This is a genomic window from Pseudomonas kielensis, assembly GCF_014236655.1.
Lineage (GTDB): Bacteria > Pseudomonadota > Gammaproteobacteria > Pseudomonadales > Pseudomonadaceae > Aquipseudomonas > Aquipseudomonas kielensis.
In genome coordinates, this window is the sequence record NZ_JACMYG010000040.1 from 1 (window position 1) to 24,903 (window position 24,903).

General features: G+C 62.3%; 20 protein-coding genes. 14 read left to right on the top strand and 6 right to left on the bottom strand.

Annotated features, from left to right (window positions below; all coding sequences use genetic code 11):
* From H7995_RS25400 to H7995_RS25410, 3 genes are all read left to right on the top strand, one after another.
* A partial coding sequence (locus H7995_RS25400) for a hypothetical protein (RefSeq protein WP_206684747.1) occupies window positions 1-451 on the top strand: 451 nt, incomplete at its 5' end.
* A complete protein-coding gene (locus H7995_RS25405) occupies window positions 451-1,458 on the top strand; it encodes a DUF6708 domain-containing protein (protein ID WP_185819083.1) in 1,008 nt (335 codons plus the stop codon). The genes H7995_RS25400 and H7995_RS25405, both read left to right, overlap by 1 nt.
* A gap of 127 nt (window positions 1,459-1,585) precedes the next feature.
* Window positions 1,586-2,596: a DUF6708 domain-containing protein gene (locus tag H7995_RS25410; protein ID WP_185819084.1), complete on the top strand. Its 1,011-nt coding sequence runs from the start codon at window positions 1,586-1,588 to the stop codon at window positions 2,594-2,596.
* On the opposite strand, the gene H7995_RS25415 is transcribed toward H7995_RS25410, so the two are convergent.
* Together H7995_RS25415 and H7995_RS25420 are read right to left on the bottom strand one after the other, a co-directional pair.
* Window positions 2,593-3,189 (bottom strand): cupin domain-containing protein, encoded by a 597-nt coding sequence (locus tag H7995_RS25415; RefSeq protein ID WP_166592616.1) that lies wholly within the window; start codon window positions 3,187-3,189, stop codon window positions 2,593-2,595. The two genes, H7995_RS25410 and H7995_RS25415, sit on opposite strands and share 4 nt — an antisense overlap.
* Window positions 3,190-3,303: 114 nt before the next feature.
* Window positions 3,304-5,265 carry an oxidoreductase gene (locus tag H7995_RS25420; protein ID WP_166592617.1) on the bottom strand — a complete coding sequence of 654 codons (1,962 nt, stop codon included), beginning with the start codon at window positions 5,263-5,265 and terminating at the stop codon, window positions 3,304-3,306.
* Window positions 5,266-5,481: 216 nt separating this feature from the next.
* Between H7995_RS25420 and H7995_RS25425 the strand changes: the two genes are divergently transcribed.
* From H7995_RS25425 to H7995_RS25455, 7 genes are all read left to right on the top strand, one after another.
* Entirely contained in the window at window positions 5,482-6,531 is a 1,050-nt protein-coding gene (locus H7995_RS25425) for an ABC transporter substrate-binding protein (RefSeq protein WP_182340307.1), read from the top strand.
* Between the two features lie 83 nt (window positions 6,532-6,614).
* Entirely contained in the window at window positions 6,615-7,409 is a 795-nt protein-coding gene (locus H7995_RS25430; protein WP_185819085.1) for a class II aldolase/adducin family protein, read from the top strand.
* Between the two features lie 102 nt (window positions 7,410-7,511).
* Window positions 7,512-8,159 carry a TetR family transcriptional regulator C-terminal domain-containing protein gene (locus H7995_RS25435; RefSeq protein WP_166592620.1) on the top strand — a complete coding sequence of 216 codons (648 nt, stop codon included), beginning with the start codon at window positions 7,512-7,514 and terminating at the stop codon, window positions 8,157-8,159.
* A 92-nt stretch (window positions 8,160-8,251) separates the two neighbouring features.
* A complete protein-coding gene (locus H7995_RS25440) occupies window positions 8,252-8,965 on the top strand; it encodes a response regulator (RefSeq protein ID WP_166592621.1) in 714 nt (237 codons plus the stop codon).
* Window positions 8,966-8,969: 4 nt separating this feature from the next.
* The gene (locus tag H7995_RS25445; protein ID WP_166592622.1) at window positions 8,970-9,743 is read left to right on the top strand and encodes a substrate-binding periplasmic protein; all 774 of its coding nucleotides are present in this window, start codon (window positions 8,970-8,972) and stop codon (window positions 9,741-9,743) included.
* A complete protein-coding gene (locus H7995_RS25450) occupies window positions 9,740-12,001 on the top strand; it encodes an ATP-binding protein (protein WP_185819086.1) in 2,262 nt (753 codons plus the stop codon). Before H7995_RS25445 ends, H7995_RS25450 begins: the two co-directional genes overlap by 4 nt.
* A gap of 176 nt (window positions 12,002-12,177) precedes the next feature.
* A complete protein-coding gene (locus H7995_RS25455; protein WP_166592624.1) occupies window positions 12,178-13,590 on the top strand; it encodes an amino acid permease in 1,413 nt (470 codons plus the stop codon).
* A gap of 156 nt (window positions 13,591-13,746) precedes the next feature.
* On the opposite strand, the gene H7995_RS28740 is transcribed toward H7995_RS25455, so the two are convergent.
* Genes H7995_RS28740 through H7995_RS25475 form a run of 4 tightly spaced genes read right to left on the bottom strand, consistent with a single transcriptional unit; the run spans window position 13,747 to window position 18,703 of the window.
* On the bottom strand, window positions 13,747-14,550 hold the full coding sequence (locus H7995_RS28740) for a DUF6708 domain-containing protein (protein WP_342345339.1): 804 nt from the start codon (window positions 14,548-14,550) through the stop codon (window positions 13,747-13,749).
* Window positions 14,551-14,601: 51 nt separating this feature from the next.
* Window positions 14,602-15,405, bottom strand: a complete 804-nt coding sequence (locus H7995_RS28745) for a DUF6708 domain-containing protein (RefSeq protein WP_342345340.1) — start codon at window positions 15,403-15,405, stop codon at window positions 14,602-14,604.
* A gap of 54 nt (window positions 15,406-15,459) precedes the next feature.
* A complete protein-coding gene (locus H7995_RS25470; RefSeq protein WP_185819087.1) occupies window positions 15,460-16,335 on the bottom strand; it encodes a hypothetical protein in 876 nt (291 codons plus the stop codon).
* 4 nt (window positions 16,336-16,339) lie between these two features.
* Window positions 16,340-18,703, bottom strand: coding sequence for a T6SS effector BTH_I2691 family protein (locus H7995_RS25475; protein ID WP_185819088.1), 2,364 nt, complete (start codon window positions 18,701-18,703; stop codon window positions 16,340-16,342).
* A 452-nt stretch (window positions 18,704-19,155) separates the two neighbouring features.
* On the opposite strand from H7995_RS25475, the gene H7995_RS25480 reads away from it, so the two are divergent.
* The 4 genes from H7995_RS25480 to H7995_RS25495 are packed head-to-tail and all read left to right on the top strand — an operon-like array spanning window position 19,156 to window position 24,884.
* The gene (locus H7995_RS25480; protein WP_166592914.1) at window positions 19,156-19,947 is read left to right on the top strand and encodes an enoyl-CoA hydratase/isomerase family protein; all 792 of its coding nucleotides are present in this window, start codon (window positions 19,156-19,158) and stop codon (window positions 19,945-19,947) included.
* 39 nt (window positions 19,948-19,986) lie between these two features.
* On the top strand, window positions 19,987-21,147 hold the full coding sequence (locus H7995_RS25485; protein ID WP_166592915.1) for an acyl-CoA dehydrogenase family protein: 1,161 nt from the start codon (window positions 19,987-19,989) through the stop codon (window positions 21,145-21,147).
* Window positions 21,148-21,166: 19 nt separating this feature from the next.
* On the top strand, window positions 21,167-23,266 hold the full coding sequence (locus H7995_RS25490) for an acetate--CoA ligase family protein (RefSeq protein WP_185819089.1): 2,100 nt from the start codon (window positions 21,167-21,169) through the stop codon (window positions 23,264-23,266).
* A gap of 10 nt (window positions 23,267-23,276) precedes the next feature.
* A complete protein-coding gene (locus H7995_RS25495) occupies window positions 23,277-24,884 on the top strand; it encodes a 5-guanidino-2-oxopentanoate decarboxylase (RefSeq protein WP_185819090.1) in 1,608 nt (535 codons plus the stop codon).
* Window positions 24,885-24,903: the final 19 nt, after the last annotated feature.

Below are 24,903 nucleotides of genomic sequence, written 5' to 3' on the forward strand. Positions count from 1 at the left end.
AGCGAGTGGGGCGGCTATGGTGGGGGCGGTGTTTGATTATACGGATGCCTGGGAGAGCAGAAAACGAGGAAGCCCCAGCTTGACCTTCTTTTATGCTTTGCGGGCAACCGCTCAAGTTGGATCCGCTTATTTTTCAGCCGCGATAGGGGTAGCTGTTGCGGGTTCTTTTGTTAAGCACCTTATCCAGAATTATGGTGAGCAACGTATCCTTGCTCTTTTGCTCGATAAATCGGCGCTACTTGCACTGCGAATGACTTTTATGCTTCGTTGGTGCATCCGTATTAATGTCGTGATCTTTGCGTCCACTGTGGTGTTTGAGGTACTGCTTCCCAATGCTCTGCAAAACTATCTGCAGCATTGCACCTTTCGCAGGGATCGATCGATTGGAACCCCTGCCAATGAAGAACAGGAGTTGAAAAACCTGCAGAAAGCCATCGAGTCGACGTTCTGATGTATTTGTATGAGTGGCTGGCCTTCGACGGGCGCGAAAAGGTGGATTATCAAAAATTGGTGGAGGAGACAGAAAAACAAAAAACAAAAGGTGGAAAAATACCGCCTATCACTGTGCAGCACAGCGTTTCGAACAGTGTATTCGACAACGAATCGCTGTATGAGCACAACCCAACATACATTGATGTTCGTACCCCGAATGATGAAAAGCGAGGGTTGATTACTTTGATCGTTGGTGGCGGCGGTAGTATTTTGGTCTGGGGGTGCTTGCTTGCACTTTACTTAGTATCAAGGACGCTTTTAGGTCTTGATCCGCACCAAGAAGAATCACTGCCGTGGGATTTTTATCTTTTCAGTGTCACTGCAGTTGGTATTGCCGGTGTTTCGTTTTTTTTATACTTTAGATACGTCTTTCCCTATTTGCGCTTGGAGGCATTTACCGCCCGCCGTCTGATCGTTCGCTTCAACCGCATCACCCGAAGGGTCTACCTGCTGCGGCCCAAACACCTCGGTGGCGTCGTCGCACTGGATTGGGACAAGGCTGAAGTCTGTCTCGACCCCAATATGACCGAAGCGCAAGGCATCGGGGGATTTGTACTACTAGGTTGGGAAAAGGAAAGTCATGGGGTTTTCGACGCCGCAGGCCAGCCAAAAGACGACTTCGAAATCACTTTTGTCGGCAAACCCACCCGCGGCGCCTCAGAACTCCTGGCTTTCTGGGAATATATCCGCCGCTACATGGAGTACGGTCCCGATGCCGCACCCAGGCCCCTGCGGTTGATCAGCAAGTTCCCCTGGCCATGGAACTCCTTCAAAGTCGCATGGCGGCTGGACACAGGCTCTCTCGGCAAGCCGGTGCTGTGGTTTTTTGTCTTGATCAACCTACTGCTGTTGCCAGTGATCCTGATCCATGGGGTCTTTCACTGGGTGTCATTGTTGCTGTGTTACGAACCGAGGTTTCCCAAAGCCATCGAGCAAGCGGGGGAACTGCGCGATGGCAAAAATTAATTGTCTGAGTAGAAAAAAACTGAAAGTCCCAGCTTGTGCTTTTATTACATCGCACAGCCGACAGTTCAAGTTGGGATTGGAAAATGTCTAGCGGTAATTACTTTTTTCTCGATAAGTTGACGCTTTAATGTATTTGTACGAATGGCTGGCCTTCGATGGGTACGAAAAAAACGATTGCTCAGAACGAGTTACTGGCACGAAAAAACAGAAAAAATACAGTGCCAATACTGCGCCTGTAAACGTAAGTCGCTGCATGTCAGAATCTGCTTCTGATAATAGCTCGCTATACTCCTATAACAATATCTATATAGACGTCCGAACCCCAAATGACGAAAAAAGAGGCGCGATTACATTGTCGGTGGGCATGGGAGGGTTGATGTTGTTGCTGGCCGCTGTTGCCGCTACCTGGTTTCCCATTGAGGATTTGATAAGAGGGGCTGATGTCAACGGACTTCACTTGGGGTGGGAGTTTTACATCTTCAGTGTGCTATTGACGCCAATGACTTGCTGGGGTGGGCTTTACTTATACTTCAGATATGCCTTCCGTCATTTACGCCTGGAAGCCTTTACCGCCCGCCGTCTAATCGTACGTTTCAATCGCATTACCCGAAAAGTCTACCTGCTGCGTCCCAAACACCTTGGCGGCGTAGTCGCTTTGGACTGGGACAAGGCCGAAGTTTTTCTCGATCCTGATATGTCCGAAGCGCAAGGCATCGACGGGTTTGTGCTGCTAGGTTGGGACAAGGAGAGTCACGGGGTTTTTGATGCACAAGGCCAGCCTAAAGACACCCTCGAAGTCACCTTTGTCGGCAAACCCACGCGCGACGCTACTGAGCTCCTGGCGTTCTGGGAGTATATCCGCCGTTATATGGAGTACGGTCCCGAGGCCGCGCCTAGACCTCAGCGTCTGCTCAGCAAGTTTCCTTGGCCATGGAATTCCTTTAAAGCCGCGTGGCGACTGGACACGGGTTTTGTCGGCAAGCCGGCGTTGTGGTTTTTTATCTTGCTCAACCTGCTCTTGTTACCAGTGATCCTGATCCATGGGTTCTTTCATTGGGTGTCATTACTGCTGTGCTACGAACCAACATTTCCGAAAGCCATCGAGCAAGCGGGGCGACCGCTGGACGGTACGGGTTAAAACGTCGGCGGAGTAATCACCCAGATCACTACCGCATCCACTTCGCCAGGGTTGCCGTAGCGATGCGGCTCCTGGCTCGAGAAGCTGAAGCTGTCGCCTTCGCTGAGCTGGAAATGCCGTTCGCCGACCCACAACTCGAAGCTGCCGCACAGCAGGTAGCCGGCTTCTTCGCCGTCGTGGCTGTAGCTTTGCTGGCTGTAGGTGCCGGGTGGGAAGCGCGAGTGGAGCATTTCCAGTTGGCGGTTGGGCTGGGGGGTGAGCAGGTGGTCGACGATGCCGTCTTCGTAGTGCACGCTCAGGCGGCTGTTCTTGCGCACCACCACGCCCTGGTCTTCGGGGGCGGTGGGGACTTCGCTGGCGAAGAACCACTGGATGGTCACGCCCAGGCTGCGGGCGATGTTGAACAGCGCCGGTATCGACGGGTAGGCGAGGTTGCGTTCCAGTTGGCTGATGTAGCCGGCGGTCAATTCACTCAACTGCGCCAACTGCGCCAGGGTCATGCCCCGGCGTTTGCGCAGGCCGCGAATCCGCGTGCCGAGGAAATGCGGCGCAGCGCTGCCGATGTCGGGCGCAGGCGTGTTGCTGTTGCTCATGGCAAATTCCAGACCGGGAGGGACTTGAGCGCACACCCTGTGGGAGAGAGCCTGCAGTTAAACGCACGGATTTGCGCTCAAGCCAAAACCTAAAGTCCCGGAGTATAAACAGGCTTAAAGCTCCCAGGCGACTTTCAGGCCTTCGTAGATGGCTTCTTCGGCGGTGCGCGGTGCCAGGCAGTCGCCGATCCGGCGAAACTCCACCAGTCCCTGCAGTTCGGCACCGAGGGTGTCCACGGGTTGGTGGCCCTGGCACAACACCAGGGTGTCAATGTTCTCCAGCAGCATGGGCTCGCCGCTGGCGGTGTGTTGCAGGTACACCGTGTTGTCGTCGCAGCCATAGAGTCGGGCATACGGGGTGATCGGGATGCCAAGCTTGTGCAGTTCGCCGGCCAGTTGGTCACGCACGTACAGCGGCAGGTTTTCCCCGCAATGGGTGCCATTGACCGCCAACTGGACCTGATGACCGGCCCGCACCAGACGCTCGGCGATACCCGGGCCGATCCAGTCGCAGCGCCAGTCCACCACCACCACCGAACGCCCGATCGGCACCTGGTCCTTGAGCACCTGCCAGGCGTCGACCACCTGCAGTTCACCACCACGCTCGAAGGTCGGCCAATAGGGCTCGGCGCCGGTGGCGATGATCACCAGGTCGGGTTGTTCCTGCTCCACCAGTGCCCGGTCGACCCGGGTGTTACGCACCACGCGCACCCCGGCCAGTTGCATCTCTCGCTGCAGGTTGGTGCTGGCTCCGCCGAACTCGGCGCGGCGCGGCAGCAGTTGGGCCAGCAGCACTTGGCCGCCGAGTTGCGAACTGGCTTCGTACAGGGTCACCTCATGCCCGCGTTGGGCCGCCACTGCTGCGGCCTTCATCCCGGCGGGGCCACCGCCGGCAATCATGATGCGCTTGCGTTGGGTCGCTGGTGCGCGTTGGCTGTAGATCAGTTCGCGGCCGGTTTCCGGGTGCTGGATGCAGGAAATCGGCAAACCCTTGTGGAAGTGCCCGATGCACGCCTGGTTGCAGGCGATGCAGGCACGCACGTCTTCGGCACGGCCGGCGTCGGTCTTGTTGGGCATTTGCGGGTCGCAGATCAGCGCCCGGGTCATGCCACAGACATCGGCCTGGCCCCGGGCCAGGATCAGTTCCGCTTCCTGGGGCTGGTTGATCCGCCCGGTGACGAACAGCGGAATGTTCAGGCCCGCCTTGAAGGTCCCGGCTTCCCTGGCCAGGTACGCCGCTTCGATGGCCATCGGCGGCACAATGTGCACCGCGCCACCCAGCGAGGCCGAGGTGCCGGCGACGATGTGCACGTAGTCCAGTTGCCCCTGCAGCGCTTGCACGCTGGCCAGGGATTCATCTTCGCTCAAGCCTTCGGGGTCACGCTCGTCCGCCGAAATGCGCAGGCCAATGATGAACTGTTCGTCGGTGCTGGCGCGCACCGCCGCTATCACTTCCCGCAGGAAGCGCAGGCGCTGTTCGAGGTCACCGTTGTAGTGGTCGGTGCGCCGGTTGACCCGTGGATTGATGAACTGCGCGGGCAGGTAACCATGGCTGGCGACCACCTCGACCCCGTCGATTCCGGCCTGATGCAGGCGGCGAGCGGCCGCCGCATAACCGGCGACGATCTCATCGATCATCGCCTGGTCCAGCGCCCGCGGCATCACCCGAAAGCGCTCATTGGGCACCGCGGAGGCGGAGTAGGCCACCGCCAGCAAGCCGTCGCTGGACTCCATGATTTCCCGTCCCGGGTGGAAAATCTGCGACAGCACCAGGGTGCCGTGGGCGTGGCACGTCTGCGCCAGTTCGCGGTAGCCCTCGATGCAGGCGTCATCCGTGGCCATCAGCACATGGGAGGTGTACCGCGCACTGTCGTGGACTCCGGCCACCTGCAGCACGATCAACCCGACACCGCCTTCGGCACGAGCCCGGTGATAGGCGATCAGTTGCGCGTTGACCAGGTTGTCGGTCGGCATCGAGGTGTCGTGCCCACTGGACATGATGCGGTTTTTCAAGCGTTTGCCGCGGATCTGCAAGGGTTCGAACAGATGGGCAAAGGCGGGGGACGAGGTCGGCATGGTGGGCTTACTCCAGGCAGGCTGAAGCCGAAAGGCCGTGCTTCGGCGTTGTTATTATTGCCCTATAGAAATTTACCGGCAGTAAAAAATCAACTTGTTTTTTTACTGAGGCTTGCAGTACTTTCGTTTGGCGCCCGCTCCTGGGGCGAACCTCACAACAATAAAAATGGGTCACACCGGCCTTGCTCCGGGTGGCACCTGCACGAGGACTGCCAGATGAACTCCAATAGACTCAAGCTCGCTCGTTATCCCTTGCTGCTGTCCCTGGCCATGGCCCTTGGCAACGCTCAGGCGGCACCGGACATGGTGGTGGTCGGCTACGGCGGCGCCGGACAGAAGGCCCAGGACGTGGCGTTTTTCCAGCCCTTCAGCGCGCTGGACCAGAGCAAATTGATCCAGAGCGAATACAACGGCGAAATGGCCCGGATCAAGGTAATGGTCGACACCGGCAACGTTGATTGGGACGTGGTGCAGATCGAAGGCCCTGACCTGATGCGCGGCTGCGAAGAAGGTATGTACGAACGCCTGGACTGGACGCAACTGGGTCACGCCGCGCAGTTGATTCCCGAGGCCGCGCAGGCGTGCGGTTCCGCCGCATTGGTGTGGAGCGTGGCGATTGCCTATGACACCGACAAGCTGGCCCAGGCCCCGGCCTCATGGGCGGATTTCTGGAACGTGGAGAAAATCCCCGGCAAACGTGGCCTGCGCAAACGCGCGGTGTACAACCTGGAGTTCGCCTTGCTGGCCGACGGGGTCAAGGTCGAGGACGTCTATCAAGTCCTGGGCACGCCTGAAGGGGTCAACCGCGCCTTCGCCAAGCTCACCGAACTCAAGCCCCATATCCAGTGGTGGGAAGCCGGCGCGCAACCGGCGCAATGGCTGGCCGCCGGCGACGTGGTCATGACCTCCACCTACAGCGGCCGGATTGCCGCCGCGGCCCAAGGCGGCAGTCACCTGGGCCTGGTCTGGCCGGGCAGCCTGTACGGGATGGACTACTGGGCGATCATCAAGGGCTCCCGCCATGTTGATCAGGCCAAGCGTTTTATCGCGTTCGCCAATCAGCCCGATGCCCAGGTCAAGTACGTGCAGCAGATTCCCTATGGCCCGACCAATACCGAGGCCGCCGCACGCCTGGATGCTTCGCTTGCGCGCTGGGTGCCGACCGCGCCGCAGAACCTCAAGGGGGCGCTGTCGATGGACGTCGGCTTCTGGGTCGATCACGGCGAAGAACTGGAAGAGCGTTTCAACGCCTGGGCCAGCAAGTAAGCCACGCAGCTGGACGCTAGCCCCGTCCAGCCTTACTGTCTGCCCAGCCACCTGCCCATCCACCTGCCTGGAGAACCTCGTCAATGAAGCCATTTGTCAGCCCATCTGATGCGCCTGTCGAGCGCAGTGCCACTGAGCAGCGCCTGCGTGAAGAGTTGGCGGCCTGCTATCGATTGATCGCGCACTTTCGCATGACCGATCTGATCTTCACCCATATCTCGGTGCGCTTGCCTGGGCCTGAGCATCACTTCCTGATCAACCCCTACGGCTTGATGTTCGATGAAATCAGCGCTTCCAACCTGGTGAAAATCGACCTTCACGGGCGTGCCGTGGAACCGTCGCCGTACCCGGTCAACCCGGCGGGTTTTGTCATCCACAGCGCGATCCATGGTGCCCGTGACGACGCCCAGTGCGTGCTGCACACCCACACCCGCGCCGGTTGTGCGGTGGCGGCCTTGAAGTGTGGGCTGTTGCCGGTCAATCAGATTTCCATGGAGTTCTATGGCCGGGTCGCCTACCACGACTACGAAGGCGTGGCGCTGGACCTGAGCGAGCAGCAGCGGTTGGTGCACGATCTGGCGGACAAGCCGGTGTTAATGCTGCGCAACCATGGCCTGTTGACCGTGGGCGAAACCGTGGGTCAGGCGTTCTTGCGCATGTACTACCTGGAAAAGGCGTGCGAGATCCAACTGGCGGCCCAGGCCTGTGGTGAATTGGTGCTGCCACCCCACGAGGTCTGCGCACACACCGAACGCCAGTTCAACGACCCCGGCCGGCCCCTGGAAGAGGGCCAGTTGAGCGATCCGGATGCCATGCAACTGGCCTGGGCGGCGATGTTGCGCCTGCTCGAGCGCATTGCCCCAGGCTATCGTGACTGAACGCGGGTGAGGCTGGAGACTGGGCGCACTCTTGCTGTACAGTCGTTCAACGCAGGGGCGGTGCAGGGCCCCAATGATCGATCCAAGGAGAGAGAGTCGCCCATGAGTCAGGAAGCCCGTTTTTCTCGCATGGAGCCGGAGCTGCGCAAGGCCAATCTGATCGAAGCGACCCTGGTGTGCCTCAAGCGCCATGGCTTCCAGGGCGCGTCGATTCGCAAGATCTGCGCTGAAGCCGGGGTCTCGGTGGGGCTGATCAGCCATCACTACTCGGGCAAGGACGAACTGGTGGCGGAAGCCTACATGGCGATCACTGGGCGGGTCATGAGCCTGCTGCGTGAGGCCATGGAGCAGGCCGCGCCGAGTGCGCGGGAGCGTTTGTCGGCGTTTTTTCGCGGCTCGTTTTCCGCCGAGCTGCTGGACCCGCAACTGATCGATGCCTGGCTGGCGTTCTGGGGCGCGGTGAAAACCGCCGAAGCGATCAACCTGGCCCACGAACACTCCTATGGCGAGTACCGCGGCATCTTGCGCAAAGTGCTGGCCGAACTGGCCGAGGAGGAGGGCTGGGAACACTTCGACGCCGACCTCGCGGCCATTGGCCTGAGCGCCTTGCTCGATGGTCTGTGGCTGGAGTCTGGGCTCAACCCCGGAACCTTCAGCCCGGAGCAAGGTATGCAGATCTGTGAAGCCTGGGTCGATGGGCTCCAGGCCGGCGGGCGCCAGCGGTTCTGCCTGCCGACCGGCAGCTGTTGATCGATTGTTCAGCAGGGGCTAGGATCAGCCGCCGAAACGCAAAACCCCTCTAATAAGAAACACGCCTTCGGGCACACGCAGGACTTTAAGCGATGACTCCTCGGGTACTGATCGTCGATGACGATCCGCTGATTCGCGAACTGCTGCACGCCTACCTGTCCCAGGAAGGGTACGAGGTTCACTGCGCTGAAACGGCGGAGGCTGCGGACACCTTCCTCGCCGGCCAGGCGGTCGACCTGGTGATGCTCGACATCCGCCTGCCGGGCAAGGACGGCCTGACCCTGACCCGCGAACTGCGGGTGCGCTCGGAGGTGGGCATCATCCTGATCACCGGGCGCAACGACGAAATCGACCGTATCGTCGGCCTGGAGTGCGGCGCCGATGACTATGTGATCAAGCCGCTGAACCCACGGGAACTGGTGTCCCGGGCGAAGAACCTGATCCGTCGAGTACGCCACGCCCAGGCGCCCCAGCCACTCGCCGCCGCCAAGCCGGTCAAACAGTTCGCTGCCTGGGCCCTGGACACCGATCGCCGGCGTCTGATCGACGACGCTGGCAACGAGACCCTGCTGACCCACGGCGAGTACCAGTTGCTCAGCGTGTTCCTGCGCAACAGTGGCCATACTCTGAGCCGCGACCAGTTGATGGACCAGATCCGCAACCGCGAGTGGGTGCCCAACGACCGCTCGATCGACGTGCTGGTGGGGCGCTTGCGGCGCAAGTTGCATGATGATCCGGCCGAGCCGCAGTTGATCATCACCATTCACGGCGCCGGCTACCTGTTTACCGCCAGCGTGGCGGCCTGAGGCAATGTTGCGCGCCCTCGGGCTGTTACTGATGCTGGGCGCCGGCACGGCCATGGGCGCCGACAAGATCCGCTATTGCGATTATCCGGTGTACCCGCCGATCTCCTGGAGTGATGGCAAGCAGGTGCGCGGCCTGGCCCCCAGCGTGGTCAAGCACCTGTTCGGCGCGCTGGGCTACGAGGTCGAGACCGTGGTGCTGGGCAACTGGAAACGCTGCCTGCTGGACGCCGCCGAAGGCCGGGTCGACGTGGTGCTGGCCTACAGCACCGCGCAACGCGAGCAAAGCCTGGCGTTTTCCCAGGTGCCGGTGCTGCGCGAGGACGTCGCGGTGTTCATCAACCGCCAACACCCGGTGCGCTTCGAACGCCTCGAAGACCTGGCCCGGTACCGTGGCGGCCTGCTGTTCGGGGAAAGCTATGGGGTGGATTTCGACCGCTTGGTGGCCCGCAGCAACAATATCGAATGGGTCTCCGACAGCGGGCAGAACTTCGGCAAGCTGATTCGCGGGCGCATCGACTTCATCACCCAGGAGCGGCGCACAGGCGAGTTGTACGTCGAACACCTCAAAGGCGCCGAGGACATCGTCGCCTTGCCCAAGGCCTTGAGCGTCGACTACCTGCGGATCGCGGTGTCGCGGCGCTCGGCGCTGGCCAGCCAGATGCCGCAGATCGACGCCCAGTTGCAGCGTATGGTCGAGGCCGGGGACATCGAGCGCTGGCTCAACGAAAGCGAAGTCACCTACCGCGACATGGTCAGCCTGCCGGCGGACGCGCAATGATCGGCGCCCGGCCCGCAGGATTGTTGCGGCGCCTGCTGCTATTCATCCTGTTGTTCAGCCTGTGCTTTACCGTGCTTGCCAGCACCGTGCAGCTGTACTTCGAGTACCGCCGCGAGATGCGTGAGATCGACGCGCGCATGGAGCTGATTCGGGCCGGTTATCTGGCCAGTCTGGAACGCAGCCTGTGGGACCTCAACCAGGAGCAGTTGAACGTCCAGCTGCGGGGCCTGGTGGATTTCTCCGACGTGGCGCGGGTGCGCCTGAGCAGCCCGGACTTCGAGCTGTTGCAGGGCAACCCGCAGCCGGTCGGGCCGTTGCGCATCGAGCGCTTCGAACTGGATTACCAGCCGCCCTCCGGGGAAAAACGCCACCTGGGGCAACTGGAGGTCAGCACTGACCTGGGGGCCGTGCACCAGCGGCTGTACGCCACCGGCTTGACCAGCCTGCTGTGGATGAGTGTGTTTCTCTGCGGTCTGGCGGTGGCGTTGTCTGGCTTGTTCTACCGCCTGGTGACCCGCCACCTGCAAGTGATGGCCGGGTTCGCCCGGCGCATTGCCGCCGGTGAGTGGCAGGAACCCTTGCGCCTGGACAAGAGCCGCAGTGGCGTGCCGGATGAAATCGACACCGTGGCCCATGCCCTGGACGATATGCGCCGGGCGATCCTCAGCGACATCGACCGCCGCGAATCCGACCGCCTGGCCCTGCAGCACAATCGCGACGACCTGCTGCGCATGGTCGAGCGGCGCACCGCCAGCCTGATGCGCGCCAAGGACGAAGCCGAGGCCGCTAACCTGGCCAAGTCGCGGTTCCTGGCGACCATGAGCCACGAATTGCGCACACCGCTCAATGGCATCCTTGGCATGGCTCAACTGCTGCGCAGCCCGCGCCTGGACGAGCTCGATGGCAAACGCCTGGATGCCCTGCACAAGGCCGGAGAAGGGTTACTGACCATTCTCAACGAGGTGCTGTACTTCGCGCGCCTGGAGGAGGGCGAAACCCACCCCGAGCCGGTCAATTTTTCCCTGCGCCAACTGCTGGATGAGGTGCTGACCCTGCTGGAGCCACGAGCGCTGGGCAATTGCACGCGCCTGCAGTGCCTGGTCGACCCGCAACTCGCGTCACGCCAGTTGGGCGCCGAACAGTTCCTGCGCCAGGTGCTGAGCAACCTGCTGGCCAACGCCATCAAGTTCACCGAGGGCGGCGAGGTCAGTGTGCAGGTGCTACTGCTGGCGCCGCTGCCTGGGTACGACGGGCAACGAGTGCGGGTCAGCATCACCGACAACGGCATCGGTATTGCTCCGGCCATGCAGGAAAAGATCTTCGAACGGTTTACCCAGGCCAGTGAGGAGGTGGCGCAACGTTTTGGCGGGACCGGGCTGGGCCTGGCCATCTGCAAACACCTGGTGCAGAAAATGGGCGGCAGTATCGGCGTCGACAGTCAGCCCGGTCGTGGCAGTTGCTTCTGGTTCGAGCTGACGCTGGCGCCGGCGGGCGAGCGGCTCGCCGGCCCCGCCGAGCAGGCCAGCGGTTCGGCCCTGAAGATCCTGGTGGTCGAAGATGTGGCGCTCAACCGAGAGGTGGCCAGCGGCCTGCTGCAACGGGACGGGCATCAGGTGTGGCTTGCCGAGGAGGGCCAGCAGGGCCTGGCCGAGTGCGCCGGCCAGAGGTTCGACCTGATTCTGCTGGACGTGCATTTGCCAGGGATCAGCGGCGACGAGCTGTGCCGGCAGATCCGCAGCGGTACCGGGCCGAACCGCGCCACACGGATTTTCGCCCTGACCGCCAGCGTGCAACCGGCGCTCGTGCGCGGCTATCTGGATGCCGGGATGGACGGCATCCTCGCCAAGCCCCTGAAACTGGCCGAGTTGCGTGCAGCCCTGGCAGGGCAGACGCCGCTGGCTGAACCTGCGGCGCAGGACGGTGCCATGGACTGGCCGTTGCTGCAGACCCATCGCACGTTGCTCGGCGAACAGAAGGTCCAGGGCTTGCTGGCGGTGCTGCGCACCTCGATCATCCAGCACCGTGGGGCCCTGGCGGAAGCCATCGAAGCCGAGGATTGCACCGAGGTCGCGCACCTGGCCCACCGCCTGGCGGGCAGCAGTGACTCCCTGGGGTTCAGCGCCCTGGCCCAGGTGTTGCGAGTACTGGAGGACGCAGCGCTGGGCAACGCCGAATCGGCCCTGCGAGACCTCGCGCCCCAGGTCGATGCCCAGTTCCATGAGGCCCTGCTGACCCTCAAAGGCCTGTTGCAGAGCTGACGTACAAATCTGTTACGACTTTCTACAACTTCGATCTTTACCGTCAACGCGAACTTACATGGCCTTCCAATAATCGAGGCAACCGCCACAGCGCGGTCTTCGAAGCTTATTGGAGATAATAATAATGAATGGCCGTAAAGCTGATCCCCTCCACCTCACTCGCCTGGGGTGCTGACATGACTCAAACCACTGAACGTACAGGCATCCACCTGACCCGCGCCCTGAAAAGCCGGCACATTTTCATGCTGTCTCTGGGCGGCGTGATCGGCACCGGGCTGTTCATGGGCTCCGGTGTGACCATCAACCAGGGCGGCCCGATGGGCGCGATTCTGGCGTACCTGGTGGCCGGTTTCCTGATGTACCTGGTGATGGTCTGCCTGGGCGAGTTGTCGGTGCAGATGCCGGTGTCGGGGTCGTTCCAGACCCACGCCACCCAGTTCATCGGTCCGGCCACCGGCTTCATGATCGGCTGGGTGTACTGGATGAGCTGGGCCACTACCGTGGGCCTGGAGTTCACCGCCGCCGGCATGCTGATGGTGCGCTGGTTCCCTGAAGTACCGATCTGGTACTGGTCGGCGCTGTTCGTGGTGGTGCTGTTCGGCCTCAACGCCCTGGCCACTCGCGCCTTCGGCGAAGCCGAGTACTGGTTCTCGGGGATCAAGGTGGCGGCGATCCTAGGCTTTATCGTGGTCGGCGTGCTGGTGATCTTCGGCGCGATCCCGCTGAGCAGCGGTGCACCGGCCCCGGGAGTGAGCAACCTGATCGGCGATTCGGTGTTTCCCAACGGCCTGTCCGCAGTGTTCGCGGTGATGATGACCGTGGTCTACGCCTTCCAGGGCTGCGAAATCATGGGGGTGGCCGCGGGTGAAACCGACCAGCCGGAAAAGAGCATTCCGCGGGCGGTGCGCAACGTGGTGTTCCGCGTGCTGATCTTCTACGTGCTGGCGATCATTGTGCTGTCTGCCATCGTCCCGTGGCAGCAGGCGGGCCTGATGGAGAGCCCGTTTGTGCAGGTGTTCGACATGGTCGGCATTCCCTATGCCGCGGACCTGATGAACTTCGTGATCCTCACCGCGATCCTCTCGGTGGGCAACTCCGGCCTCTACGCCTCGACCCGGATCCTCTGGGCCATGTCCAAGACCGGCATGGCACCGAAAAGCCTGTCGCCCCTGAGCAAACGCGGCGTGCCATTGCGCGCCCTGAGCATCACCCTGTGTTTTGCCCTGGTGTCCCTGATGACCAGTTTCATCGCCGCCGACACCCTGTTCATGGTGTTGATGGCCGTGAGCGGGATGTCCGGGACCGTGACCTGGATCGTCATCGCCCTGGCCCAATACAAATTCCGCAAGGCCTACCTGCGTGATGGCGGCAAGCTCGAAGACCTGAAATACCGCGCCCCGTGGTTCCCGGTGCTGCCGCTGGTGTGCATCGCCCTGTGCTGCTCGTTGTTCGTATTCCTGGCCCTGGACGAAACCCAACGCCCGTCGCTGTACTGGGGCTTCGGCTTTATTGCCCTGTGCTATGGCGCCTACTTCCTGATCCACCGCAAACGCCAGGGCGTACTGGCTCCACAACTGCCTACCGCATAACCCCCCCCTCTGTGGGAGTGAGCTTGCTCGCGATGGTCACCAACGATGACGCGCACAGCCTGATGCAGCGCGCCGTCCTTGCGACCATCGCTGGCAGGCCAGCCCCCACAGATGTTCCCCATTCCCTACGTGCGACCCCAGGCTTTCCGGCCTTGGTCAAGGCGCCGTCCGCGATTCCAGATCCATCTCCGCCGGCCAGACGACTTTGGGGGCGAGACGTCGAGCCAGGTTGAAGCTCACGTCTTCGTTGTTCCAGTCACGGGGTACGTAAGGGAAGGTGGGCAGGGCATGGGGCCCTTGCTGCATGAAGAGTTGAGCCATGGCCCAATACATCTCGCCTCGCAGGATTCCGTGGGCGAACATAAAGCGATCAATCACCTCGTTCGTGCCGGGTTTGAGCACGGCCAGCGTGACGGTCTCGATAAAGCCGCCGGTGCCCATGGGACCGTAGAGGCTGCAGGCTTCGGCATGCAGGTCGTCCCAATCATAGGCCACTGGGCGCACGCCCCAGGCCGTGCGGCTGAAGGGTTTTGCGCCGTCGTGGAAGAAGCGATAGACATAGACTTTGCGACGCAGGCGATTGAAGCGGATGGGTTCATCGCGTGGGGCTTCGGTGTCCATGCGCCAATAATAAATCGCTCCCCACAGGCCCGCAGAGATCGTTAGTAGCCCGAAAATATGAAATGCAACGGACGCTACCTCTCCAACTTTTAGCGTCAGAATGATCCAAACGATAGGTGGAATTACAGAAAACAGAAAAAGATAGATCGCTCCCCAAGCGGAAACACCACGCATTCGGAACGTTGATCGCGCCAACTCCAGATAGATGTCGTCTAGGTAATTGGGCGGATTGGGTAAGACTGGTGGGTAAGGCGTCATTGTTGGTAGTTGATTGGGGCCTGGAAGGTCATGCTTCCAGCCTTCAGCCGGCTTGTTGAGTAAGGGAGCGGTATATGCCATTGCCTGGTTCCAGTAAGAGATTAAAACGGCCGTCTTGGATCTGATTCAGGCTCAGGGTGCCGTCCGCGACTCCAGATCCATCTCTGCCGGCCAGACGACTTTGGGGGCGAGACGTCGAGCCAGGTTGAAGCTCACGTCTTCGTTGTTCCAATCGCGGGGCACGTAGGGGAAGGTGGGCAGGGCATGGGGCCCTTGCTGCATGAAGAGTTGAGCCATGGCCCAATACATCTCGCCTCGATGGATTTCGTGAGCGAACAGAAAGCGATCGATCACCTCGTTCGTGCCGGGTTTGAGCACGGCCAGCGTGACGGTTTCGATAAAACCGCCGGTGCCCATGGGACCGTAGAGGCTGCAGGCTTCGGCATGCAGGTCGTCCCAGTCATAGGCCACCGGGCGCACGCCCCAGGCCGTGCGGCTGAAGGGTTTTGCACCGTCGTGGAAGAAGCGGTAGACATAGACTTTGCGACGCAGGCGATTGAAGCGGATGGGTTCATCGCGTGGGGCTTCGGTGTCCATGCGCCAATAATAAATCGCTCCCCATAGAGGGATGATAAATGCGATAGGCCCAACGATGTTGATGGCGAAAGGAGGTAATCGACCCTCCACCACAACAAAGACGAGCCAAATCACAGGGGCGCAGAAGGATAGCAATGCAAGGATAGTGGCACCCCATGCGGCTGCACCCCGCATACTAAATGTCGAGCGTGCCAATTCCAGATAGATGTCGTCTACGTAATTGGGCGGATTGGAAAGGACTGGAGGATACGGCGTCATTGTTGGTAGTTGATTGGGGCCTGGAAGGTCATGCTTCCAGCCTTCCGCCGGCTTGTTGAGTAAAGGGGCTCTATAAGCCATTGCAATGCTCCAGTCTGGGTGGTTAACACGTCTTGCTGCACGGCCTTCTGCACTTCATAGAAAATCCATCGTGCTCAGCTCTGCATAAGCATCCTGTACATCGCGGTCTGGCCAGTAGGTCAATGACAAGGTCGCGCCCTCGATGTTGTAGTGGCGAGACTCCAGCAGTAAGACAATCGCTCCCTGGATGTCCTTCACCGGCATGGGGCTGCCATCGGTCGAACGCACGGTGCGCAGGTTGACGCGGGGGGTGATGCTGTTTTCCTTGTAGTCAGGCTGCCTTGGTCGGGTTGATGCCTTCAGTGCTGCGCGGCGCTCGCTGGCGGAGGTAAGGACAGGCGGGGGATTCCACTCGCCTTCCACGATCACCTCACCGCCTAGGGACTGGTTGCCAGTCTCGTCACCGCGGCGATGGATAGTCACCGCCCAGCGGTAGGCAGAGCGGGTCGCGTCGAAGTACGGCAGGGACACCCGGTACTCCAGGCATTGCTCGTAGACCGGGGCGCTGAGGCCCGGGATGAGACCGCCATCGTCAGGTGAACTGAGTCCGGTCAAACGCAGTCGGAAATGGATGCCCGCCCCAAGGCCGAGGGTTATGGCATTGAGTTCGGCAATCGCGATGTGGGCCTGATCAGGTCTGATCCAATGAACCTTGGGGTTTTCGTTGGCGTTTCCGAAGTAACAGCGTTTTGCCCATTGCTCGAAGGGGGTCGACTCTTTGCTTTTGGCCCATTGAGATATGCCATAAGCCAGCATGCCCAATGTAATTGCGATACCCAATGGCCCCATTAATGTGGTTGCCCGTGATGCCGCGGCAACAACACCAAAGAGTGCTCCAGCCCCGGAGAGCGTCATCGAAAAAAAGAATCCAATTGCGGCAGAAGTGTCTTTGCTATGCCAGGTTCTATTAGCGGCCACCCCAGCCTGCATTACCTCAAATATCCCCGCAGCAGCCCCTATGACCGCCCCCGCTCTCGCGAGCACCCCCCCCGGCATCCGCAGTTTTCTTGATAGCCGCCGCTCCCCGCACAGACAACCCCCCACTCATCAACACCCGACTCCCCCCTCTCGCCAATGCCCCACCCACCAACTCGAGCCCACCCCCCAACACCCCCAGGCTGCTGCCGTACAACGCCAACCGCGCTTCCAGGGACTTGTCCCCGACGACTCGCTCCGCTTCCTTGAGGTTCTTGTTCAAGGCGTCGTTGAGCAAATACATCCCGCCGAGCGCCAGCAGCATGTCGCCGCCAGCCGCACCGCGCAGGCCGGTGAAGCCGGTGCGTACCCACTGGGCGGCCTGTTTTGATGAGACTTTGAGCCCCTGCAACACTTGACGCGCCTTGGGGTCGAGGGTGCCCATGCCGACCCTGACATCCTGCAAGGCCGAGTGCGTGCTGTCAGTCAGTTGCGCCATGCCGCGCTGGGTTTCCTGCAGCAGGTTGGAAGCCTTGCCTTCGACCCAGACACTCACGGTGATGGTCAACGAGGCCAGTTTTGGATCGAGCAGTGCCAGGCTGAGCAAACCGCCCTGGATCAGCGGTCGGACTTTGCCGGTGACCTTGCGTGTTGTCGGGTCCCGGGTGCCCTTTTCCTCGAGGATGCTGTCCCAACTGCGGTCCATGGACGCGACGGCATTGTGCTGCAGGTTGCGCAGGTGCTCCGACTGCAGCGCGTAGTACTCGCTGAGCTTCATCTGCACCTGGAGCTCGGTGAGGTGCAGGCGGTTGTGCAACAGTTGGCTGGCACTGTTGACACGGGAAACCACGCGCCCTACAGCGGGACCGATGATCGGTTGCAGGCGGGCGCTGGCGGCATTCAGGGCGCCGAGCAGGTCGGCCATGGATTGTTTCAGATAGGCGCCCAGCAGGTACTCGCCCCGGTCGCTGGCGATCAGTTTGCTCAGGGCGCTGTAGAGCCGTTCGCTGTCGTTCCAGACAAGGCTGGCGTCGTCCTCGAAAGTCGGCAGCAGGTTGGCCAGCAGGGACTGGTCACGTAGCAACAGGGCGCGGTAGATCGGGCTCTGTGGATTGCTGAGCCACGCCCGCCAGAGCTGGGCGCTGGGGCCGCGCTCGTCGCCGTTGGGCGCCGGGGCTTCGCTGATGCCGCCACGCAAGCACAGCGCCATGGTGGTGGCGTAGGCCCGGCCCGAGGCGCCGACAGCACCGTCGTAGTCATGCTGTTCGATGCAGTTGAAGCGTGCCGTGCGACAGGCTGCGGCATAGGCCTCGGCGGATTGATCAATGAACTGCTGGTAGCGTTGCAGCCGTTTATCGTAGCCCTGCTGAAACCGTGCGCGCGCGGCTTCGTCGTAGCGCTGCTCCAGATTCTGATCGGACTCGACGGCCTGGTGGTCGATGATGCGCTGGCGTTCGACTCCAGGGTCTACAAACACCGGGGGGCCGTCACCGCTGGTGGGTTCGAAGGATGGGGTCTGCGCCTCTGCGCGGTCACGGTGCTGGGCGCGGATGGCCAACAGAATCTGCGAGGTTTGGTGCTGGTAGGCGCGTAGCGGATCTTCCAGCCATTGCTGGCGGGCATGAATCCAGGCGGTGCGCTGGGCGTTGTATTCCTGGACCAGGCCGAGGGTGTCATCGAGGACGAAGGCCAGCACCCCCTGCTGCAATTCATGGCGCGCGGTGATGTTACGCAGAAAACCTTTCAATGCCTGACGGCGCAGAGCACGAGGGTAGACACCGTGCACGCTGGGGAATTGTCCCGCCTGCAGCGACTGGTACTCCAGGACCCGCTCATCCACCTGCAGCGACTCTGCGGTCATGGCCAGGCCCAGGCTGGCCGGGTTGTCCCGTGCCTGGGCGAGGTCCAGCGCCTGGAAGCGGTGCGGAGCACGTCCGGCCTTATAGGCATCCAGCACATTGGTCGGCCAGGGATCACTGGCAAACGCCAACCAGGCTACGCGGTGCTCATGGGTGTCGATATTGAGGAACGAGGCCGGGGCGTCGTGATCGGCCGAGACACAGGTCGAGGCGAGCAAGGACTCGTTTGCAGCTGGCGGCGTATAAGGATTGAACTGCCGTAAGTAGCCGTCAGGCGTGACCTGGTAGGCGTGCCAGATCGAGCGGTCGAGCAACACATACAGGTAGCCCGCGCGCAGGGTACGCCAGCCCAGTCGGGTCGGAACCTGGCCATTCTCGGCGAGGAACGGATCGCCCGAGTAGTCTGGGACCAGGGCCTGGCGCAAGGGCAGGATCGGCAGGCCCTGGCGTTCGCAGGCCCGGCACTGGTCGGTGAGCAAACCGGTTTCCGAGACGACGATGGCCAGTTGTTCGCCGAGGGTCATTGGGCTTGCCGCCGAACGTCAGCATGAACAGATACCGCGACATCGGCGGCACAGGGGACGAAGAGGCGGGTCCGTTGTGACATGAGCTTTCCTTGTCTGAAGTGCCGAGCACCCTATGCAAGGAGTGGTGGAGGGATAAATCAGCTGTTTCGGTGTTGGGTGTAGGACGCGTCGGTTTTTGATGGCTGGCCCACGCCCAAGAACGCCCGGAGCTGGATGGCGGCCCCCCCTATATCCATATCCCTTGTCATGTCATCAGTTGTGCAAAGTTGTAACAGCACACCCCTGGGCCAACCGTCACTCTTAAACAAATCCTTTAAATACAATCAGATAAGCATGTTTTTCCGCTGTTACAGCGGATTTGTCCAACGATTGCCGCCTTGTTGAACACTCGTTTAGTATGGCCTCAAGTCGCAGCACCTCAGGCCAAACACAATAATTCGAGGATTCCCATGACTACTGATTCTGCCGTGCTCAGCCAGGTTGAAGCCGGCGTTGCCTGGATCACCCTCAATCGCACCGCCCAGCGCAACGCGCTGGACATCCCGACCCTGAAATACCTGCACGCCTTGCTCGATGACTACAACGCCGATCCGCAGGTGCGGGTGGTGGTGTTGACCGGCAGTGGCCGCAGTTTCTGCGCCGGTGCCGACCTTGATGAGTGGGCCGCCGCCGAGGCCCGGGGGGCCCTGGAAAGCTACGGCTGGACCGAAACCGCCCACGCGCTGATGAACCGCCTGTACAGCCTGGAAAAACCCACCATTGCCGCCATCAACGGCACCGCCGTGGGCGCCGGGATGGACCTGACCCTGTGCTGCGACCTGCGCATCGCCGGGCAATCGGCGCGCTTCAAGGCCGGCTACACCAGCATGGCTTACTCGCCCGATGCCGGTGCCAGCTGGCACTTGCCGCGCCTGATTGGCAGTGAGCAGGCCAAGCGCCTGTTGTTCCTCGACGAGCTGTGGGGCAGCGAGCGGGCCCTGGCCGCGGGGCTGGTGGGCGAAGTCTGCGCCGACGAGCAACTGCAAAGTGTCACGGCGCAACTGGCGACGCGCCTGGCCAATGGGCCGACCTTTGCTTTTGCCCAGACCAAGCAGCTCATGCGTGACGGCGCTGACCGCAGCCTGGCGCAACAACTCCAGGCTGAACTCGCCGCCGGCCTGCTGTGCGGGCGCAGTGAAGACGCCAGCGAAGCCCTGCGCGCCGTCGCCGAGAAACGCCCGGCGCGTTTTATCGGACGCTAATGCACCACCTCAATCAGCACACGAACAACAGGTAGCCGCATGAATTTCCAACTGACCCAAGAACAAGAAATGTTGGTGGACGCCGTACGCAGCTTTGTCACCAAGGAACTGCTGCCCTATGAAGAGGCGGTGGACCGCGCCGACGAAGTATCGCCCGAGCTGGCGGCGCAGATTCGCGGCAAGGCGATCGCTGCCGGCTTCTATGCGTTCAACATGCCGGAAGAGGTGGGCGGTGGTGGCCTGGACTACTTGTCCCAGGCGCTGATCGAGCGTGAACTGTCCAAGGTCTCCTGGGCGCTGCACGTGTTCGTCGCACGGCCCTCGAAAATCCTCATGGCGTGCACCGGCGAGCAGATCAACGACTACCTGTTGCCGTGCATCCAGGGCGAAAAAATCGACTGCTTCGCCCTCACCGAGCCGGGTGCCGGCTCCGATGCCAACTCGATCAAGACCCGCGCAGTGCGAGACGGCGACGACTTCGTGCTCAACGGCAGCAAGCACTTCATCAGCCACGCCGGGCACGCCGACTTTGCCATCGTGTTTGCCGTGACCGACACCTACGAGCACAACGGCCGCATGCGCAACGCCGTGACGTCGTTCCTGGTGGACCGCAATACCCCAGGCATGACCATCCGCCGCGGCCCGAAATGCGTGAGCAACCGTGGCTACCACACCTTCGAGATGTTCTTCGACGACTGCCGCGTGCCCGCCTCCAAGGTGCTGGGTGAAGTCGGCAAGGGCTGGGACGTGGCCAACGCCTGGTTGACCGCCGGGCGGGTGATGGTGGCCGCCAACTGCGTCGGCCAGGCGCAACGGGCGCTGGACGTCTCGCTGCAATGGGCCGCCGACCGCAAACAGTTTGGCCAGCCGATCGGCACCTACCAGGGCATCTCGTTCAAGTTGGCGGACATGGCCACGCAGATCCGCGCGGCCGAGTTGTTGACCCTGCACACCGCCTGGAAAATGGACCAGGGCAGCATGACCGATGGCGAAGCCGGCATGGCCAAACTGTTCGCCAGCGAAACCCTGGGCAAGGTCGCCGACGAGGCGGTCCAGATCTTCGGTGGCATGGGCCTGATGGATGAGTGCGTGGTCGAGCGCATCTGGCGCAACGCGCGGATCGAGCGGGTCTGGGAAGGCACCTCGGAAATCCAGCGGCACATCATTTCCCGCGAGCTGCTGCGGCCGCTGCTGCGCTGATCGGTCCCGGAGAACCCCCATGTCCCTGACGATTCGAGACAACCTCAAGCGCCTGCTTGCCCCACGCCACGTCGCCTTTGTCGGCGGGCGCAGCATGGCCCGTGCCCTCAAGCGCTGCGCCGACGGCGGTTATGCCGGCCAGATGTGGCTGGTCAACCCGCAACACGACGAACTGGAAGGCGTGCCGTGCGTGCGCCAGATCAGCGATCTACCCTGCGGGCCGGACGCGGTGTTCATTGCCACCAACCGTGAGCTGACCCTGGCCTGCGTCCGCGAGCTGGCCGCCAAGGGCGCGGGCGGGGCGATCTGCTACGCCTCCGGTTTTGCCGAGACCGGCGCCGAGGGCCAGGCCCTGCAACAACAACTGCTCGAGGCCGCCGGCGACATGGCCTTGCTCGGCCCCAACTGCTATGGCTTGCTCGACTACCTGCACAGCTGCGCGCTGTGGCCGGTGGCCCATGGCGGCAAGGCGGTGGAGCGGGGCGTGGCCGTGCTGACCCAAAGTGGCAACTTCGCCTACAACCTGTCGATGAGTGATCGCTCGCTGCCAGTGGCCTACATGGCGTCGGTGGGCAACCAGGCGCAACTGGGTGTGGCGGAGTTGATGGACGTGTTGCTCGACGAACCGCGCGTCACCGCCATCGGCCTGCACCTGGAAGGCCTGAAGAACGTCCCGGCCTTTGCCCGTGCCGCGCACAAGGCGCTGGAGCAGGGCATCCCGGTCATCGTCCTGAAAACCGGGGTGTCGCAGATCGGCGCCGAATTGGCACTCAGTCACACCAGCTCGCTGTCCGGCTCCGATGCCTTGTACGACGCGCTGTTTGCGCGCCTGGGGGTGATTCGGGTGAGTGGCCCGGTGAGTTTCGTCGAGACCCTGAAAGCGGCGGCCTGCGGCAGGTTGCCTAGCGGCAACAGCCTGATTGCGCTGGCCTGCTCCGGCGGCGATGCCGGGCTGATCGCCGACTACGCCGAACGCAACGAGCTGCGCCTGCCCAAACTCGACGCCGAGCAAACCGCCGAGCTGGCACAGGTCCTGCCCAGCTACGCCAACCTGGTCAATCCGCTGGACTTCACCACTGCCATCTGGGGCGATGGCGAGGCCCTCAATCGCATGCTCGACAGCGCCCTGCGCACCGAAGCCGACGCGGCCATGCTGGTGCTCGATTACCCCGCCCAGTTCACCGGCGAACGCAAGGAGTGCGACCTGTTGCTGGAGCTGTACTGCCAGGCACTGGTGCGTCACGGCAAGACAGGCTTCGTCACCTCGGCCTTTCCCGAACTGCTGCCAGCCCATGCCCGTGAGCGCTTGCATGCCCAGGGCGTAGCCGCCTTGCAGGGCGTGGAAGACGGCCTGGCCGCCTGGGGCCGGATCGCTGGTTATCAGGCCAATCGCCAGGCCCTGCTGGCCCTGGGTGAGTCGGCGCTGGTGCCGCTCTGCCCACAGCCGCTGGCGGGGACGGGGTGGCTGCTCAATGAATGGGACTCCAAGCAGGCACTGCGGGCCTTTGGCCTGCCGGTACCCAATGGCGTGCGCAGCACCGTAGCGCAGGCCCTCGAGGATGCCCAACGCCTGGGTTACCCCCTGGTGCTCAAGGCGCTCAGCGCCGAGTTGCCGCACAAGACCGAGGCCGGTGCCGTGGCGCTCAACCTCAAGGATGCCGTCGCCCTGACCGCGGCCCTGGGCAACATGGCGAACAGCATCGGCGCCTACGCCCCCGGCGTGGCCTTCGACCAGGTGCTGCTGGAACCCATGGCCAGCGCGCCGCTGGCAGAGTTGATTGTCGGCATCAAGCGCGAAAACGACTTTTGCCTGGCGTTGGTGATCGGTGCTGGCGGGGTCCTGGTGGAACTGCTCAAGGACAGTCGCAGCCTGCTGCTGCCGACCACCGAAGGGGCGATTCGCAATGCCCTGCTGAGTTTGCGCAGTACCGCCTTGCTCCAGGGCTTTCGCGGCCGTGCGCCGGCGGACCTCGAGGCACTGGTGGCCGCGATCCGCGCGGTGGCCGACTACGCCTGCGAAAACGCCGGGCAGTTGCTGGAGCTCGATGTCAACCCATTGTTGGTCGGTGCCCAGGGCACGACCGCGGTCGATGCGTTGATTCGCATCGGCCATGCGTGAGGACAAACACATGCACACCACACCTTTGACCGGTGGCCAGGCCCTGGTTCGCCTGCTGGCCAACTACGGCGTCGACACCGTGTTCGGCATTCCCGGGGTACACACCCTCGAGCTGTACCGAGGCCTGCCCGGCAGCGGCATCCGCCACGTTTTGACCCGGCATGAACAAGGCGCCAGCTTCATGGCCGACGGCTACGCGCGGGTCAGCGGCAAACCGGGGGTCTGCTTTATCATCACCGGCCCCGGGGTAACCAATGCCGCCACCGGTATCGGCCAGGCCTATGCCGACTCGATCCCGATGCTGGTGATTTCCAGCGTCAACCACACCGCCAGCCTGGGCAAGGGCTGGGGCTGCCTGCACGAAACCCAGGACCAGCGCGCCATGACCGCGCCGATCACCGCGTTCTCGGCCGTGGCCTTGAGCACTGACGACCTGCCGCAATTGATTGCCCGCGCCTACGCGGTCTTCGACAGTGAACGCCCACGGCCGGTACACATTTCCGTGCCGTTGGACGTACTCTCGGCACCGGTGTCCCGCGACTGGAGCCAGGACGTGGTGGTACGCCCCGGACGTGGCGCCGCGTGTGCCAGCGCGCTGGACCAGGCAGTGAGCAAATTGAACGACGCCAAACGGCCGATGATCATCGCCGGGGGCGGCGCCCTGGAGGCGGGCGCGCAACTGCAGCAACTCAGCACCCGCCTGGCCGCGCCGCTGTTCACCAGCGTCGCCGGCAAGGGCCTGTTGCCGCCGCAGGCCGCACTCAACGCCGGTTCCTCGCTCTGTGTGGAGCCGGGTTGGCAACTGATCGCCGAGGCCGACGTGGTACTGGCGGTGGGCACGGAAATGGCTGACACCGACTTCTGGCGCGAGCGTTTGCCCCTGAATGCCGAGCTGCTGCGAGTCGACATCGACCCGCGCAAGTTCAACGACTTCTACCCCTGTGCCGTGGCCTTGCACGGCGATGCCCGGCAAACCCTGGACGGCTTGCTCGAACGCCTGCCGGCCGGCCCCCGCGACGCGAGCGCGGCGATTGCCGCTGTCGCCACCTTGCGCGAAGCGGTGCAGGCCGGTCACGGCCCGTTGCAGTCGATCCACCAGGCCATTTTGCAGCGCATTGGCGCTGAACTGCCGGACAACGCTTTTATCAGCACCGACATGACCCAGCTGGCCTACACCGGCAACTACGCATTCGACAGCCTGGCCCCGCGCAGTTGGTTGCACCCCACGGGCTACGGCACCCTGGGGTATGGCTTGCCCGCCGGGATCGGCGCCAAGTTCGGCGCACCACAGCGCCCGGGCCTGGTGCTGGTGGGCGACGGTGGTTTCCTCTACACCGCCCAGGAGCTGGCGACCGCCGTCGAAGAACTGGACAGCCCGCTGGTGGTGCTGCTGTGGAACAACGACGCCCTGGGCCAGATCCGCGACGACATGCAGAGCCTGGACATCGAGCCGATTGGCGTGCTGCCGCGCAATCCGGACTTTGCCGCCCTCGGCCGTGCGTTCGGCTGCACCGTCAGCCAGCCCCAGAGCCTGGCCGAACTGCAGACCGATTTGCGCCACGGCTTCAAACGCAACGGCGTCACCCTGATCGAGCTCAAGCATGCCTGCGCTCATTGAATTGATGGACTGTTTGACG